General features: G+C 64.9%; 12 protein-coding genes. 5 read left to right on the forward strand and 7 right to left on the reverse strand.

Annotated elements, in window-relative coordinates:
• Positions 1-248: 248 nt before the first annotated feature.
• The 3 genes from FG13_RS18795 to FG13_RS18805 are packed head-to-tail and all read right to left on the reverse strand — an operon-like array spanning position 249 to position 3,564.
• On the reverse strand, positions 249-1,616 hold the full coding sequence (locus FG13_RS18795; RefSeq protein WP_035823322.1) for a sigma 54-interacting transcriptional regulator: 1,368 nt from the start codon (positions 1,614-1,616) through the stop codon (positions 249-251).
• Complete coding sequence (locus FG13_RS18800) at positions 1,613-2,155, reverse strand: hypothetical protein (RefSeq protein ID WP_235211771.1); 543 nt, start codon at positions 2,153-2,155, stop codon at positions 1,613-1,615. Before FG13_RS18800 ends, FG13_RS18795 begins: the two co-directional genes overlap by 4 nt.
• Positions 2,152-3,564: a HAMP domain-containing sensor histidine kinase gene (locus FG13_RS18805; RefSeq protein WP_081922638.1), complete on the reverse strand. Its 1,413-nt coding sequence runs from the start codon at positions 3,562-3,564 to the stop codon at positions 2,152-2,154. Before FG13_RS18805 ends, FG13_RS18800 begins: the two co-directional genes overlap by 4 nt.
• Positions 3,565-3,871: 307 nt before the next feature.
• On the opposite strand from FG13_RS18805, the gene FG13_RS18810 reads away from it, so the two are divergent.
• A complete protein-coding gene (locus FG13_RS18810; protein WP_035823323.1) occupies positions 3,872-6,742 on the forward strand; it encodes an insulinase family protein in 2,871 nt (956 codons plus the stop codon).
• 118 nt (positions 6,743-6,860) lie between these two features.
• Here FG13_RS18810 and FG13_RS18815 read toward each other — a convergent pair whose 3' ends face one another.
• Together FG13_RS18815 and FG13_RS18820 are read right to left on the reverse strand one after the other, a co-directional pair.
• Positions 6,861-7,265, reverse strand: coding sequence for a VOC family protein (locus FG13_RS18815; RefSeq protein WP_035823324.1), 405 nt, complete (start codon positions 7,263-7,265; stop codon positions 6,861-6,863).
• Positions 7,266-7,322: 57 nt separating this feature from the next.
• The gene (locus FG13_RS18820) at positions 7,323-8,219 is read right to left on the reverse strand and encodes a helix-turn-helix transcriptional regulator (protein WP_035823325.1); all 897 of its coding nucleotides are present in this window, start codon (positions 8,217-8,219) and stop codon (positions 7,323-7,325) included.
• A gap of 127 nt (positions 8,220-8,346) precedes the next feature.
• Between FG13_RS18820 and FG13_RS18825 the strand changes: the two genes are divergently transcribed.
• Positions 8,347-9,384, forward strand: a complete 1,038-nt coding sequence (locus FG13_RS18825; RefSeq protein ID WP_035823327.1) for a methyltransferase domain-containing protein — start codon at positions 8,347-8,349, stop codon at positions 9,382-9,384.
• 12 nt (positions 9,385-9,396) lie between these two features.
• Here FG13_RS18825 and FG13_RS18830 read toward each other — a convergent pair whose 3' ends face one another.
• Positions 9,397-10,296 carry a LysR substrate-binding domain-containing protein gene (locus tag FG13_RS18830; protein WP_035823329.1) on the reverse strand — a complete coding sequence of 300 codons (900 nt, stop codon included), beginning with the start codon at positions 10,294-10,296 and terminating at the stop codon, positions 9,397-9,399.
• A 112-nt stretch (positions 10,297-10,408) separates the two neighbouring features.
• On the opposite strand from FG13_RS18830, the gene FG13_RS18835 reads away from it, so the two are divergent.
• Positions 10,409-11,662, forward strand: coding sequence for an MFS transporter (locus FG13_RS18835; protein WP_035823331.1), 1,254 nt, complete (start codon positions 10,409-10,411; stop codon positions 11,660-11,662).
• Here FG13_RS18835 and FG13_RS18840 read toward each other — a convergent pair.
• Positions 11,659-12,318, reverse strand: a complete 660-nt coding sequence (locus FG13_RS18840) for a helix-turn-helix transcriptional regulator (RefSeq protein ID WP_035828463.1) — start codon at positions 12,316-12,318, stop codon at positions 11,659-11,661. The genes FG13_RS18835 and FG13_RS18840 overlap by 4 nt on opposite strands.
• 124 nt (positions 12,319-12,442) lie before the next feature.
• Here FG13_RS18840 and FG13_RS18845 point away from each other — a divergent pair, with 124 nt between their 5' ends.
• On the forward strand, positions 12,443-12,925 hold the full coding sequence (locus tag FG13_RS18845; RefSeq protein WP_035823333.1) for a DUF2165 family protein: 483 nt from the start codon (positions 12,443-12,445) through the stop codon (positions 12,923-12,925).
• A 48-nt stretch (positions 12,926-12,973) separates the two neighbouring features.
• Positions 12,974-14,083 carry an efflux RND transporter periplasmic adaptor subunit gene (locus tag FG13_RS18850; RefSeq protein WP_035823335.1) on the forward strand — a complete coding sequence of 370 codons (1,110 nt, stop codon included), beginning with the start codon at positions 12,974-12,976 and terminating at the stop codon, positions 14,081-14,083.
• The last annotated feature ends 3 nt before the right edge of the window (positions 14,084-14,086 follow it).

Raw genomic sequence — 14,086 nt, forward strand, 5'->3', positions numbered from 1 at the left:
GTTAAAAGCTTCTTACTTGGATAAAGCAACACTTTGAAGCGTCACATCTACCCATACAGCAAGCACCGTGCCAGCTTTTAAATTTCATTTAAAATCAACGACTTAGATTCACCCTCGATTTTTCCAGCCCATTTCGCGGCGATCTGGCCGGAAAAACGGGGAATTTTGTCGCCAGACAGCGACAGCTTATGGCAACAATATTAATGTTTCTGACTAAGTCCCTGATTTAAAAAGCTTTATTTTTGTCGCTATTCAGCGACAGGGTCGCCATCGCCCCGAAACAGGGCCGGCGTCAGCTCGTATTTCTGTAATAAACGGTAGAACTCCGTGCGGTTGCGGTCGGCCAGGCGGGCGGCATCGGCCACGTTGCCGTCCGTCAGGCGCAGCAGCTGAATCAGGTAGTCGCGCTCGAAGCGCTGCTTGGCTTCGTTATAGCTGAGCGCTTCCAAGGATGGCACGCGCAGGGCCCGCTGCACCAGCGACAAAGGTACCAACGGCGCCGTGGCCAGCGCGCACACTTGTTCGACGACATTGACCAGCTGGCGCACGTTGCCGGGCCAAGGAGCGGCCACCAGCGCAGTCAAGGCATCGGGCGCGAAGCCGTTCAACGGTTTTTGATACTTGGCTGCCAGTTTCTGCAGGAAATGGTTCGCCAGCAGAGAGATATCTTCGCGGCGCTCGGCCAGCGGCGGCAGGGTCAAGGTCACCACATTGAGCCGGTAATACAGGTCTTCGCGAAATTGCCCCTCGGTCATCGCCACGTCCAGGTCGCGGTGCGTCGCCGACAGCAAGCGCACGTCCACCGGACGCGTCTGGTCGGCGCCGACGGGGCGCACGGCCCGCTCCTGCAGCACGCGCAGCAGTTTTACCTGCAGCGGCAGCGGCATGTCGCCGATCTCATCCAAAAACAGGGTGCCGCCATCGGCCGCCTGGAACAAGCCTTCGCGGTTGCCGACGGCGCCCGTAAACGAGCCTTTCACGTGGCCGAACAGTTCCGATTCCAGCAGTTGCTCGGGAATGGCGCCGCAGTTGACGGCGATGAACGGCGCCTTGGCGCGGCGGCTGGCGTTGTGCAGGGCGCGCGCCAGCAATTCCTTGCCCGTGCCGCTGGGGCCACGGATCAAAATGCTGGCGTCGGAGCCCGCCACCAGCTTGGCCTCGGCCAGCAACTCGGCCATCTGTGAACTACGGCTGATCAGCTCGGCACGCCAGCTTTCATCGCCCGATGCTGGCGCCGGCATGACGGTGGACAAGTTAATCGCATACGCCACTTTTTCCATCAAGAGCTTGCCGTCGAACGGCTTCGTCAGATACGCAAACGCGCCGCGCGCCGTCGCGTCGACGGCGTCCGGGATGGTGCCGTGGGCTGTGAGCAAAATGACGGGCAGGGCCGCATGCTGGCGGCGGATTTCATCGAACAGGGCCAAGCCGTCGCGGCCCGGCAATTGCACGTCGGTAATGACCAGGGCCGGCAATTCCACGGCCAGGCGCGCCAGCGCCGCTTCCGCGCTGCCCACGGCCGTCACGCGGTAATTGCCCGCCTTCAGGCGGATGGTCAGCAGGCGCAGCAGGTCGGGGTCATCGTCGACCAACAAGATATGGGCGTGCTCGCTCATTTCGGCGCTCCCGCGGCGGGGCGCACGGACAGGCTGCGCTCGATGTTTTTCAGTGCTTCGAGTTTTTCATTGAGCAAGTCGTTGCGGCGCTGAGCGTCGCGCAGCTGCGTGTTGAGCTTGTCGATGCTCTCTTCCTGGCGGCGCAGTTCCGCATACTGGCTGCCCAGCAATTGCGCCAGCGGCGCCAGCAGTTGCGCATCCTTGCCCGTGGCCGTGGCCAGCGGTTCCAGCAACGCTTGCGCGCGGGCCAGGTCGCCGGGACCGCGCAAGGCCGCCTGCAGCATGGCGCGGCGCAGCGTGTTGTGCGGCGCATGGTCGGCTTTCGCCAGGTCCAGCTGCGCTTTCACCAGTTCCGACGGCGTCATCAGCCGCAAGGCGCCTTGATACGCGAGCAGTTCCGTCAGCTGGGGGTCCATCACCACCACCACACGCGGCGGCGTTTGCACCAGCACGGGTGTCTGGATGGGGGGCTTGGCGGCGCAAGCGCTCAAGAGCAGCACGCAAACGGCCATGCCGGCCAGGGAATTTCTCGTCATCATAAGGGCAGTTCTATCCGAAAATGCGCGCCGGCGGGGCGCGGTAAAAGAGTGACGCTGCCATCGTGGGCGGCGATATATTCGCGCACGATGGACAGGCCGATGCCATTGCCGTTGCGCGCGCCGGCCGCCTGGCGCACTCCCTGGTAAAACGGTTCAAAAATACGCGCGGCATCCTCGGGCGCCACGCCGGCGCCCTCGTCGATGCAATCGATGCGCACGCGGCCGCCTGCACAAGACAGGGCAAAGCGCACGGTGCCGCCTTCCGGGCTGAAGCGCACGGCATTCGACAACAAATTGGCCAGGGCCGTCGCCAGCTTGTCGCGGTCGGCTTGCATGATCAGGGATGCGCCCTGCACTTCGACCGTCAACCGGCGCGCCAGCCATTGCAGGCGCTGGCCGGCCACCACATCTTGCAGCAAGACGAGCAAATCGACCTTGCTGTGCGCCAAGTGCTGGGCGTCAAAAGCGGCGGTATTGTAGCGCAGCAAGTCTTCGATTTGCGTTTGCAGGGACGCCGTGTTTTGCTGCAGGATGCCGGCGATTTCGCGCTGGCCATCGCTGAGCTTGCCTGCCACTTCATCTTCCAGCAGAGCCACGCCTTCGCGCAGGGCCGCCAGCGGGGTTTTCAGCTCGTGGGAAATGTGGCGCAGAAAACGTTCCTTGTCGGCATCAAGGTCCGCCAGGCGCTGGCGCAGCCAGTCGAGCTGCTGGCCCAGGCGGCGCGTGTCGGCCGGGCCGCCGACGACGATGGGCTGGTCGTAGCGCTTGTCGCCCAGGCGCCCGATGGCCGTCTCGATGCGGCGCAGCGGACGCGACAGCAGGAAGCCGAAGCAGGTGGCCAGCACGGCCGCCAGCAGCACGGCGCCACCGACCAGCACGCCCAGCAGGCGGCGCTGGCGTTCCAGCTCGGCCAGCAGGGCGTCGTTGCGGCTGCCGATTTCCGTCTTGCTTTCGCGCGCCAGGCTGTCATTGATTTGCGTCATGCGGGCAAACGCGCGGTACACGACGGCGTGGCCATCGCGCTTGCGGCGCTTGCCGGCCTGTAAGACTTCCCACGCCGCTTGCGCCTGCGCCGTCCATTCGTCGGCCAATTGCGTGGCGAACTCGGGCGTGGCGCGGTTCAGCACTTGCAGCGCCGCCGTCGCTTCGTCGCGGGCCGCCGCGTAGCGTTCGCGGAAGACGGGATCGTCGAGCACAAGAAATTGGCGCGCGCTGCGCTCCATGGCCAGGGTGCGCTCGGACAGGCGCTGCGATTGTTCCGTCAGGGCAATCGCCTGCGCCGCCGTCTCGCGCCCCAGCCGCGCCAGGTGTTCCAGGGTCAGCAGGGCTTGCACGGAGGTGGCCGTCAAAATGCCCGTCGTCAAAATGAAGGCGGCAAATAACAGTTGGCGAAAGGAAAGTCGGGACAAGATAGGCGCCTTCGGTTCAGTCTGGATGACAAAAGGCGCATGGTACGCTAAGCGTTCATTCGGAGACGCCACCCACCCGCGAATGATCAATTTGGCAAGACTGTCGCTTTTCCGGCTGCCAGCAAGGCCCGGGCGGCGGCGCGCGAATACTCCTAGTACAATAGGGAAAAACTTCACGCAGGCATCAAAGTGGCCTGGCCTTGACACCCCGCTTGGCGACAGGCCCTGGCATTGCGCCACTTTGCCCCCACATGTGATGCAGCCCCACCGACACTCCGAATCACCTACCGCAGAGATCCCATACCGCATGAGCACATTTGAAAAAGTCAGCAGCAACTTCATTCCAGTCTTGCAGGCAACCATCGAGCAATATGTCGAGCCAGCAACGGGCATGCGCCATATCCACATGCATACCGAGCAGGCTGAGATGGTGTTCCTGGTGGCCTTTCCCACTGTGCCGGAAGTGAGCGACGGGCGCGCCCACATTCTGGAACACCTGGCCTTGTGCGGCTCGTCGCGCTACCCGGTGCGCGACCCGTTCTTCTCGATGCTGCGCCGCTCGACGGCCACGTTCATGAATGCGATGACCTATCCGGACCGCACCGTGTACCCGTTCGCCAGCACCGACCGCAAGGATTTCTTCAACCTGCTTGACGTCTACCTGGACGCGGCCTTCTTCCCCAACCTCGATTACCTGAATTTCCGCCAGGAAGGCTGGCGCCACGCGTTCGAAGGCGACAAGCTCGTGTACCAGGGCATCGTCTTCAATGAAATGAAGGGCGCTTTCAACAGTCCCATGCGCGCGCTCGACAGCGGCATCGCCAGCGCCTTGCTCAAAGGCACGACGTATGAAGTCGAATCGGGCGGCGATCCGCTGAATATCCCCGAACTGACGCATGACATGCTGAAAGAATTCCACGCCAGCCACTATCACCCGTCGCAAGCCGTGATCATGACCGCCGGCAATATCGAAGCGTCGGCCGTGCAGCAACAAGTCGCCGAGCGCGTGCTGTCCAAACTCAGCGGTTTCTCCGAACGCCGCCTGCCGCAGCTGGCGCCAGCATGGACGACGCCGCAGGAAAACATCGTGAAAATTCCTTCGCAGGAAGCGCGCGACGATGAATTCGGCCTGCAATTTGCCTGGCTGATGGGCGAATCGAGCGACCCCATCGCCTACTACCACGCGCATCTGCTGTCGCACGGCTTGCTCGGCGAATCGTCGGCGCCCGTCATGCGCGCCATGGAATCGGCCGGCTATGGCCGCCCATCGGACATGAATGGCCGCGACGCGGGCATCCGCCAGATGGTGTTCCACATCGGCATGGAAGGTTTAACCAAAGAACAGATCGCCGATGCGCACCAGCGCATCTGGACGGCGCTGGAAGAAACGGCGGAAGAGGGCATTCCCGCCGCCGTGCTGCACGCCGCCTTGCGCGACATCAAATACAGCCAGCGCGAAATCAGCAGCGGCCGCATGCCTTACGGCCTGGGACGCTTGCTGCACGCCTTGCCGCTGGCCATGTATGGCGGCGACGTGATGGATGCGTTCGACAATGCGGCCATCCTGGAAACGCTGGAACAGCAAATCGACGATCCGGCATTCTTCAAGCAGCTGGTGCGTGAGCTGATCGCCAACCCGACCCGCTTGACGACGCACGTGGTACCCGACAGCGCCTACTTCACGGCCCGCGCCGCCCAGGAAGACGCCAAGCTGGCGGCCCTGCAAGCGACGCTGACGGATGCCGAACGCGAGCACATCGTGGCCGAGTCCGCCGCGCTGGAAGCGCATCAGCAACTGCCATCGAATTCCGAAGTCTTGCCGCGCATCCGCCCTGGCGATGTCAGCGCCTTGCCACGCCCGGCCTTGCCGATTCCAGCCGCCGTCGACGGCGCCGTGGCGTTCAGCATCGCCTCGAACGGCATCAGCTATGCCAACGTGCTGTACGACGTGTCGAACCTGCCGGAGGCGTCGTGGCCATGGCTGCGCCTGTACACGGACCTGGCGCCGGAACTGGGCGTGGGCGACATGTCGTTCGACGACGCCAGCGCCTGGCGCCAGAGCATGGTGCCCTCGTTCCACATCGGCCTGGAAGCCATTCCCCGCCCACAACAGGCGATGCGCGTGGAATTGTCGTTCTCGGCCAGCGGCTTGCGCGAAGAACACGCGGCGATTGCCGCCGTGCTGTCGGCCTGGATCGCCAAGCCCCGCTTCGATGAAGAAGAGCGCCTGGCCTTCCTGATCGAAAGCCTGGTGCAAGACAAACTCTCCAGCCTGGCCGAATCGGGCAACCGCTACGCCATGCTGGCCTCGGCAGCGCCACTGTCGCCCACGCGCCGCTTCGACGACATCGTCGGCGGCCCGGCTGCCTTGCCGTTCTATCGCCGCTTGCAGCAGCTGAGCAAAACGTCGGCAGGCTTGCAGGAAATCGCGCGCGAGCTCGACACCCTGCACGCACACATCATCGCGCAGCAGCCAACCGTGCTGTGCGCCGGCCTGGAGCAGGATGGCATCACCCTGGCCCGCTTGCTCGAGTTGCCGGCAGCCAGCACGGACGCGGACGCGCCAGCCGTTGCCGCCGCAGCTGCCGCTTTGCCGCTGGCCAACACGGCCCTGCATGCGACGAGCCAGATCAACCATTGCTTCGTTTCCTGGGCCGTGCCCGGCGTGCACAATCCGGACGCTTCCGCCCTGGCCGTCGCCGCTGAACTGATGACCAACCAGGTGCTGCATACGGCCCTGCGCGAAAAAGGCGGCGCGTATGGCGGCAGCGCCAGCTACGCGGCCGGCGCCGGCACGTTCACCCTGAGTTCGTACCGCGACCCGCGCCTGGCCGGCACGTTCGCCGACTTCGGCACGACGCTGGATCAAATCCTCGACGGCGATTTCTCGCAGGAACAAGTGGAAGAAGCCATCATCTGCGTCATCAAGGGCCTCGACAAGCCGCACTCGCCGTATGCGGAAGCGCTGACGGCGTGGAATATGCAGCAGCGCGGCACGACGGAAGCCGTGCGCCAGCAATTCCGCACCGGCGTATTAACTTGCACCCTGGCGCAGATCAAGGAAGTCACGCGCACCTGGCTGAAAAACGGCCAGCCTAGCCGCGCCGCGTTTGCGGGCAACACGACGCAGGACCTGGCGGGGCTGGAAGTGGTCGATTTGCTGGCGCTGGCTTCCTGAGCTGGCCAAGCGAATCGTGTCGGATTACGCGGCGTGCCGCCGCTAATCCGACCTACGCGACGAACGTGCCAAATTGCGTAGGTCGGATTAGCGCAGCGTAATCCGACACCGCCACGTATCAGCCAGGTACGGCGCTCGGTTCCATGTACATTAACTCCCACTGGTGCCCATCAGGATCCTGGAAACTATGTCCATACATGAAGCCGAAATCCATCGGCTCCTTGTAGATGCTGCCGCCCGCCTGGACGGCCTTCGCCACCAGCGCATCGACTTCGCCGCGGCTCTCGGCCGACAGGCACACGAGCACTTCCGTCGCCACGGTGGTGTCGCACAGCTGCTTCGGGGTAAATTGCTTGAATTTGTCGTGCGTCAACAGCATCACGAAAATGTCGTCGGCAACGATCATGCACGTCGCCGTTTCATCGGTGAAATGGGCATTGAAACTGAAGCCCAGCGCCGTGAAAAACGCGACGGAGCGTTCCAGCGACTGGACGGGCAGATTGACAAATATTTTGCGGGCCATCATGTCTCCTTGTGGGTCGTATGAGTATGTGCTGCCCGCCGATTCTACACCGGCTTTTTACGTGCCAGCGCGTCCCACGGTCTTCGGCGCGTAGCCGAAATAACGGCTGAACGCGGTGCTGAAATTGGCCGGATGGCGATAACCCGTTTGCCAGCCTGCCTGCGCCACCTGACACCCATTTTCCAGCAGTAACTTTGCCCGCTGCATGCGCAGCGCCAGCAGGGTGCGCTGCGGACTGTCGTTGTAGCGGTAGCGCCATCCCTGCTTGAGTTTGAACAAGCTCAGTCCCGCTTGCGCGCACAGGTAATCGAGCGTGAGTTCCTGCGCCATCTGTTCCTGCATCAGTGCATGGACGCGTTCCAGTTTGGCGATATCGGCCTCGGACCAGCGCGGCAAGGCAGCGGGTGCGGGCGCCGGCCGCAGCGCCCGCAACTGTTCCGCCAGGATACTGAGCACGCCGATATGCACGGCCAACGGATCCGTCGCGCGCAGCAGCGCGCGCGCGTGCAGGGCGCTGCTGTGCGTCGTGGCCGCATGCGCCAGCTGGCGCGCACCACCGTTCGGTAACAATGAAGTCAGGCCTTCCGGCCAGTAGCGCGCCAGCGCGTCTTCGCCGACCAGCACGCGCAATTGCGCCGCCCGTTGATGCGCCTCGAAACGGCGTTCGCCGCTGACGTGGTGAAACGCCGTCACCGTCGTATGGCCGCCCAGGAAACGCAATTGCCCGCCATCGCGCGTCGTGTAGCCGGACGCGCCTTCCAGGCCGATGGTAATGACCATGCCGCCCGCGTCGTCATGCTGCGATGGCTCGACGAGGGCAAGGCGCGGGCGGTAATCGGAATGCACGAGCAGCAAGCCCTGGTCGACCTGGCGCTGGTCCGCGCGGCACGCACCCATTCCGGGATCCAGCTGGCGCCGCGTCCAGCCTGCCGCTTCCCTGTCCTGTTCCCTCATCGCTCCCCCTGTTTTCCGCGCCGTCGCGCATACAAAATGCGCCGTGCCGCATACAAATGCAAATGATAATTATTCTCATTGTTGCATAAAATAGGCGTTCTTGCCCACCTCGCCGAAAGGAAATGCCATGCCGTTTACCACGCAACATGCCTTGCAACCGTACTGGGACCTGGCCGTCGCGCCCGTGCAGGCGGACGGGCTGGCCGCCGCCCTGGAACTGGGTATTTTCGAGGTGCTGGCCACGCCGCACACGCCGGCGCAGCTGGCCGACACCCTGTCGCTGCACGCGCCGCACACGGCCCTGTTGCTGGAACTGCTCTGGAGCATGCAGGTGCTGGAACGCGATACGGCCGATGCCGAGGCAGACACACAGCGCTACCGCTGCACGGCCGCCACCTTGCAGTATTTCTGCCGCAACTCGGTGGCCTTTTGCGGCGACGCCTGGCTGTACCGGCTGCATGCGCTGCGCCACTTCGCCACCCAGCTCGGTACGCTGGTGCGCCAGGGGGGCAAGGCCGCGCCCTACAGCACGGCAAATGGGGTCAACTGGGCCGTTGCCGCACAGCAGCAGATCGGCCAGGAACAACGCGCCGTCACCATGCGCGCGGCCCTGTCCGTGATGCAACGGATCGCCCCGTTTGCCGGCGGCAACACGCCGCTGCGCCTGCTCGACCTGGGCGGCGGTCCGGGCTGGGTTGCCATTGCGCTGGCGCAAGCCCATGCGGGTTTGCACGGCTGCGTTTTCGACTGGCCGGAAACGGTGGCGGTGGCCGCCGCCAACATCGCCCATGCGCAACTCTCTGACCGTCTGGAGACGGTGGGCGGCGACCTGGACGGCGACGATATCGGCAACGGTTACGATCTGATCTGGTGCTCGTCCGTGCTGCACTTCGTGCCCGACATGGCGGCGGCCTTGCGCAAGATCCATGCGGCCTTGAAACCCGGCGGCGTCTTCGTTTGCGTGCAGGCGGAAATCGCTCCGGCAGCCGTTGACGCGGCGCGCGTGCTGCCGTATTACTTGCCGATGCGCATGCTGGGCCGCACGGTAACGCGCCAGGGGGAATTGGCGCAATTGCTGCGCGACACGGGCTGGCCGCAAGTGGAGCAGTACGGCGCCAGCGATTTTCCCATGGCGCCCATGCAAGTGCTGATTGCGCGCACGTGAATGGCAGGCGTTTTACGCCGCATCTTGCTGCAGCGATTCGATGATCAGGCCGGCCAGGCGCTCGACGGGCGGCCTGGACACGCTGGACGCGCGCAGCAGTTCCAGCGACAACGGGGGCAGGGCGGGCAAACCGGCCGCCACGTGATCGAGCGCGCACACGGTTGAGGGCAAGCCCAGGCCGGTGCGCACCGTCACGCCCAGCCCGGCGGCGGCCGCCGCCCACAGTCCCGCCAAGCTGGGGCTGGTAAACGCCGTGCGCCAGGCGATGCCGGCATGGTCCAGCGCCTGCGTGGCGCAGCGCTGGAACAGGCAGTCGCGGTCGAACGTAATGAGCGGCAGCGGTTCGCCCGATTCGGGCCGCCAGGCCAGGCTGGACGAGGCGATCCAGCGCATGGCCGGTTCGGCAATATGCTGGCGCTGCTGCGGCGGATACTCGGCCACGTCGGCGATGCACGCACCGCCCCACAGCAGGGCCAGGTCCAGCTGCCCCATGGCCAGCCCTTGCATCAAGGCCGTGTTGCGCGCCACGTGCGCCTCGATGCGCACTTTCGGATGCGCGCGGGCAAAGCGTCCCAGCACGTCGGGCAGCAAGGCTTCGCCAAAATCCTCCTGCAAGCCGAGCCGGATCCAGCCTTCCAGTTCCGCGCCGCGCAAGGCGACGGCCGCCTCGTCGTTGAGTTCCAGCAAACGGCGCGCATAGCCGAGCAGGACTTCGCCGGCCGGCGTCAGCGCCAGCCCCCGGCCATCCTTGCGGAACAGGGGCATGCCGGCCTGCTCCTCGAGTTTTTTCAGCTGCGCGCTGACGGCCGAGGTGGAACGGCCCACCTTGTCGGCCGCGCGGGCAAAGCTGCCCAGTTCGATGCCAGCCACATAGCTGCGCAAAAAGGCGATGTCAAAATTCAGCAGGCTCATGGCATCAATACAATCGTCCGGTTTTGTGGGATGGTTACTAGTAAATTATCTGATATTCAGAACGATCGTACTGCGCAACACTGTCAGGGTCAACCACTTTTCCCTTCCTGCCATGAACTCCAGCTGCCCTGCCGTTTCCCTTCCCGTCACCACGCCCGCCTTGGGCAATGCCCACCGCTGGAAAGTGCTGGCCGTCGGCGTGGCAGCCAACGCCAGCTTTTCCGCCGCCGCCAACGGCATGCCCACCACGGCCATCTGGCTGCGCAGCGGCTATCACCTGAGCAATACGCAACTGGGGGTGGCGCTGGGCGCCATGGGCCTGGGTGTGGCCCTGACCGAATTGCCATGGGGCATGGCTACCGACCGCTGGGGCGACCGGCCCGTGCTGCTGACCGGCTTGCTGGGCACCATGCTCGCGCTGTTGACCTTGCTGCTGTGGATCACGCCGGCGGACGGCGCCGTGCCGCCCCTGTGGGCGCTGGCGGCCGGGCTGGCGCTGGTCGGCGTGCTGGGCGGCAGCGTGAATGGCGCCAGCGGCCGCGCCGTGATGCGCTGGTTCGGCGCCGGCGAACGCGGTTTCGCCATGAGCATCCGCCAGACGGCCGTGCCCATGGGCGGCGGCCTCGGCGCCCTCGTCCTGCCCAGCCTTGCATCGCGCTACGGCTTCATGCCCGTGTTTGGCGCCCTGGCCCTCGTATGCGGCCTGTCGGCGTTTTTTACGTGGCGCTGGATGCATGAGCCCGATTTCTCTGCCGAGGCCGCCACGGGCCCGCACAACGCGTCCACGGGCCTATCTGCAGTGAAGCCGCCCCTGCAGAACCGCAAAGTCTGGCGCATGGTGGCCGCCATCGGCTTGCTGTGCGTGCCGCAGTTTGCCGTGCTCAGCTACGCCACCGTGTTCCTGCACGACCATGGCCACCTGGGCCTGGCCGCCATAACGGCCGTGATGGTGGCCCTGCAGGCGGGCGCCATGGTGATGCGCATCTGGAGCGGGCGCCATACGGACCGCCACGCGAACCGGCCCGCTTACCTGCGCGGCTCGGCCCTGGTAGCGCTGGCCGCGTTCATTTTGCTCGGATGCATCTCCTGGCTGAAGGCGCCGGGCTGGCTGTTGATGGCCGCCGTGGTGCTCGCCGGCATCGCCGTGTCCGCCTGGCATGGCGTGGCCTACACGGAACTGGCCACGGAAGCGGGGGGCGCCAACGCGGGCACGGCCCTGGGCATGGCGAACACAGCCGTATATGCGGGCCTGTTCCTCACACCGATCGCCATCCCGCATTTGCTGGCGGCCAGCAACTGGTCCGTCGTGTGGTGGCTGGCGGGGCTGGTGGCGCTTGCTACCCGCCCCCTGTTTCCGAAAGACTAGGGCAGCACCCTGATCCGGTACACGCAGCGCATGGCGTTGGCCAGCACATGCTGCTCGCGCACGATGCTGGCGTGCGGTCCCACCACTTCCTGGAACAGCTGCATTTCGGAGCGGCAAAAGCCCTGGCAAGTGCGTGCGGCGGCGCAGATGGGGCAATGGTCTTCGATCAGCAGCCAGTCGTCGCCGTCCGCTTCCACGCGCGCCATATAGCCCTCTTCATCGCGCACGGCCGCCAGTTGCTGCAAGCGCGTGGGCAAATCCGGCGCCGAGCACGCCAGCGCATACGCACTGCGGCTTTCCTCTTCGCGCTGCGTGATGAGTTTATCCAGTCCCGCCTCGCCAAACAGCTGGCGCACGGAACCGATCAGCTTGATCGTCAGCTGCGCATGCGTGTCGGGAAAGCGCGCATTGCCCGCTTCCGTCAAGACCCAGTTCTGACGCGGCCGGCCGGCGCCCGCCTGCGCCTCCTGGCGCCCTTCAATCAAGCCTGCCGCCACCAGCTTTTGCACTTGCTGGCGCGCCGCCTCGCCCGTCATGTCCAAGGTCTTGGCCAGGGTCGCCGTGGAGACGGGTCCCTTGGTCTTGATGAAATACAGGATGCGCTCCGTCGTTTGCGGTGCTTCGCTATTATCCAAACGTTTACTTGTGTAATTCATTTCGCTCAACTATCATGGGGCCAGTTAACCAACTAATTGCTTGCATAATAGGCCGGTAGCTCCCCGCTGTCGAGGAGTTTCCACGTCCGCGTGCCGGCAAGACACTCTTTGGACTGGATTTCTTATGCAGCTGCAGCACTCCATCTGGCTGTTTCACGCCATCCTCGCCACCGGCCTGGCCACCTGGCTGACCCTGGCCTCCCTCAATAATCTGCACGCCTTCCACGGCGCCGTCTGGGCCATCGGCAACACCATGCGCATGGATCCATTGCGCCAGGACCCGACCATCCAGACGCCGCTGCTGCGCCGCGCGCTCACGTCCTTGACCTTGCACCGGCTGTCGCTGGGCGTGGTGCTGGCCTTGCAGCTGCTGGCGGCCATCGCCGCCTGGACCGGCGTGACACTGTTTCTCGGCGGCGGCCTGGCCGCCGGCTTGCCCTGGCTGAACCTGGCCTTGTGCGCCATGGCCGCCTTTTTGCTGCTGATGCACCTGGGCGGCCTGTGGTTCGGCTACTGGATCGCGCAGGAAGGCTTGCAGACGACGCACCTGGTGCTGCTGCTGTGGACCATCGCGCTGTTTGTACTTTTCAACGCGCAGCGGACCTGATCAGCCTCCGCTGCGCCTCTTCTTCCCCGCTGTAAAAAGGACTTCATCATGCATACGAAACTCGTCGGCGCTTCCGCGCTGGCCATCACCCTTGCCGTCGCCGGCGCCGCGCTGTATCCGCGCGCGGACTCCCATGCGGCCGATGCCGCCGCCACTGCCGCCACTGCCGCCACCAAGGTGGCGCTGGTGCCCGTCGTGCGGGGCACGCAGGAACGCTACTTTGCCGGCGTGGGTGAACTGGAAGCGGCGCGCCAGGTGCAGGTGGCGGCCGAGACGGGCGGGCGCATCACGCAGATCCGTTTCGCATCGGGCCAGCAGGTAGCAGCTGGCGCCGTGCTGGTACAACTGAATGACGCCCAAGAACAGGCAATGCTGCTGCGCCAGCGCGCGCAACTGAAAAACGCGGAAAGCAGCCATGCCCGCACGGTGCAGATGGTGAAAGAAAAAGCGGCCACGCAGGAGCAGCTCGATAGCGCCCTGGCCGCGCGCGACGCGGCCCTGGGCGACGTGCGCCAGACGCAGGCGCTGATCGCGCAAAAGACCATCCGCGCGCCGTTCGCCGGCCAGCTGGGCATCCGCAAGGTGCACGCGGGCCAGTACCTGAACGCGGCCGATACGGTGGCCAGCCTGATCGACACGAAGGCGCTGCTGGTGAACTTTGCCCTCGATGAACAGAGCAGCGCGAAGCTGGCGCCCGGCCAGGCCGTGCAAGTGCTGGTGGACGCGTATCCCGGCGACGTTTTCACGGCGAAGATCAACGCCATCGATCCGCTGGTCGCCCGCTCGCGCATGGTGCAGGTGCAGGCGGCGCTGACCAATCCGCGCGGTGCGCTCAAGGCGGGAATGTACGCGAACGTGCGCGTGGCGCGCGAAGCAGGACAACAACTGACGGTGCCGGAAACGGCCGTGACCTACAGCGCGTATGGCGACACGGTCTTCGTCGCGCAGCAGGAGGGCAAGCAGCCGCTCACCGTCAAGCGCGTGGGCGTGAAACTGGGCGAGCGGGCAGGGGGCCGCGTGGCCATTATCGACGGTTTGCGCGAAGGCCAGCGCGTGGTCGCTTCGGGCCAGCTGAAACTGGCCGACGGCATGGCTGTGCAAGCCGTCGCCAACACCCTGGACGAAGTAAAACGCGCCGCGCCCAAGGCCGGCTCGTAAACG

Source organism: Janthinobacterium sp. RA13 (assembly GCF_000745325.1).
Classification (GTDB): Bacteria; Pseudomonadota; Gammaproteobacteria; order Burkholderiales; family Burkholderiaceae_D; genus Janthinobacterium; species Janthinobacterium rivuli.

Bases quoted from the DNA above. Each gene is read 5' to 3' on its own strand.
- FG13_RS18795 (WP_035823322.1), bottom strand. From the start codon at position 1,616: ATGAGCGAGCACGCCCATATCTTGTTGGTCGACGATGACCCCGACCTG.
- FG13_RS18800 (WP_235211771.1), bottom strand. From the start codon at position 2,155: ATGATGACGAGAAATTCCCTGGCCGGCATGGCCGTTTGCGTGCTGCTC.
- FG13_RS18810 (WP_035823323.1), top strand. From the start codon at position 3,872: ATGAGCACATTTGAAAAAGTCAGCAGCAACTTCATTCCAGTCTTGCAG.
- FG13_RS18815 (WP_035823324.1), bottom strand. From the start codon at position 7,265: ATGGCCCGCAAAATATTTGTCAATCTGCCCGTCCAGTCGCTGGAACGC.
- FG13_RS18820 (WP_035823325.1), bottom strand. From the start codon at position 8,219: ATGAGGGAACAGGACAGGGAAGCGGCAGGCTGGACGCGGCGCCAGCTG.
- FG13_RS18825 (WP_035823327.1), top strand. From the start codon at position 8,347: ATGCCGTTTACCACGCAACATGCCTTGCAACCGTACTGGGACCTGGCC.
- FG13_RS18830 (WP_035823329.1), bottom strand. From the start codon at position 10,296: ATGAGCCTGCTGAATTTTGACATCGCCTTTTTGCGCAGCTATGTGGCT.
- FG13_RS18835 (WP_035823331.1), top strand. From the start codon at position 10,409: ATGAACTCCAGCTGCCCTGCCGTTTCCCTTCCCGTCACCACGCCCGCC.
- FG13_RS18840 (WP_035828463.1), bottom strand. From the start codon at position 12,318: ATGAATTACACAAGTAAACGTTTGGATAATAGCGAAGCACCGCAAACG.
- FG13_RS18845 (WP_035823333.1), top strand. From the start codon at position 12,443: ATGCAGCTGCAGCACTCCATCTGGCTGTTTCACGCCATCCTCGCCACC.
- FG13_RS18850 (WP_035823335.1), top strand. From the start codon at position 12,974: ATGCATACGAAACTCGTCGGCGCTTCCGCGCTGGCCATCACCCTTGCC.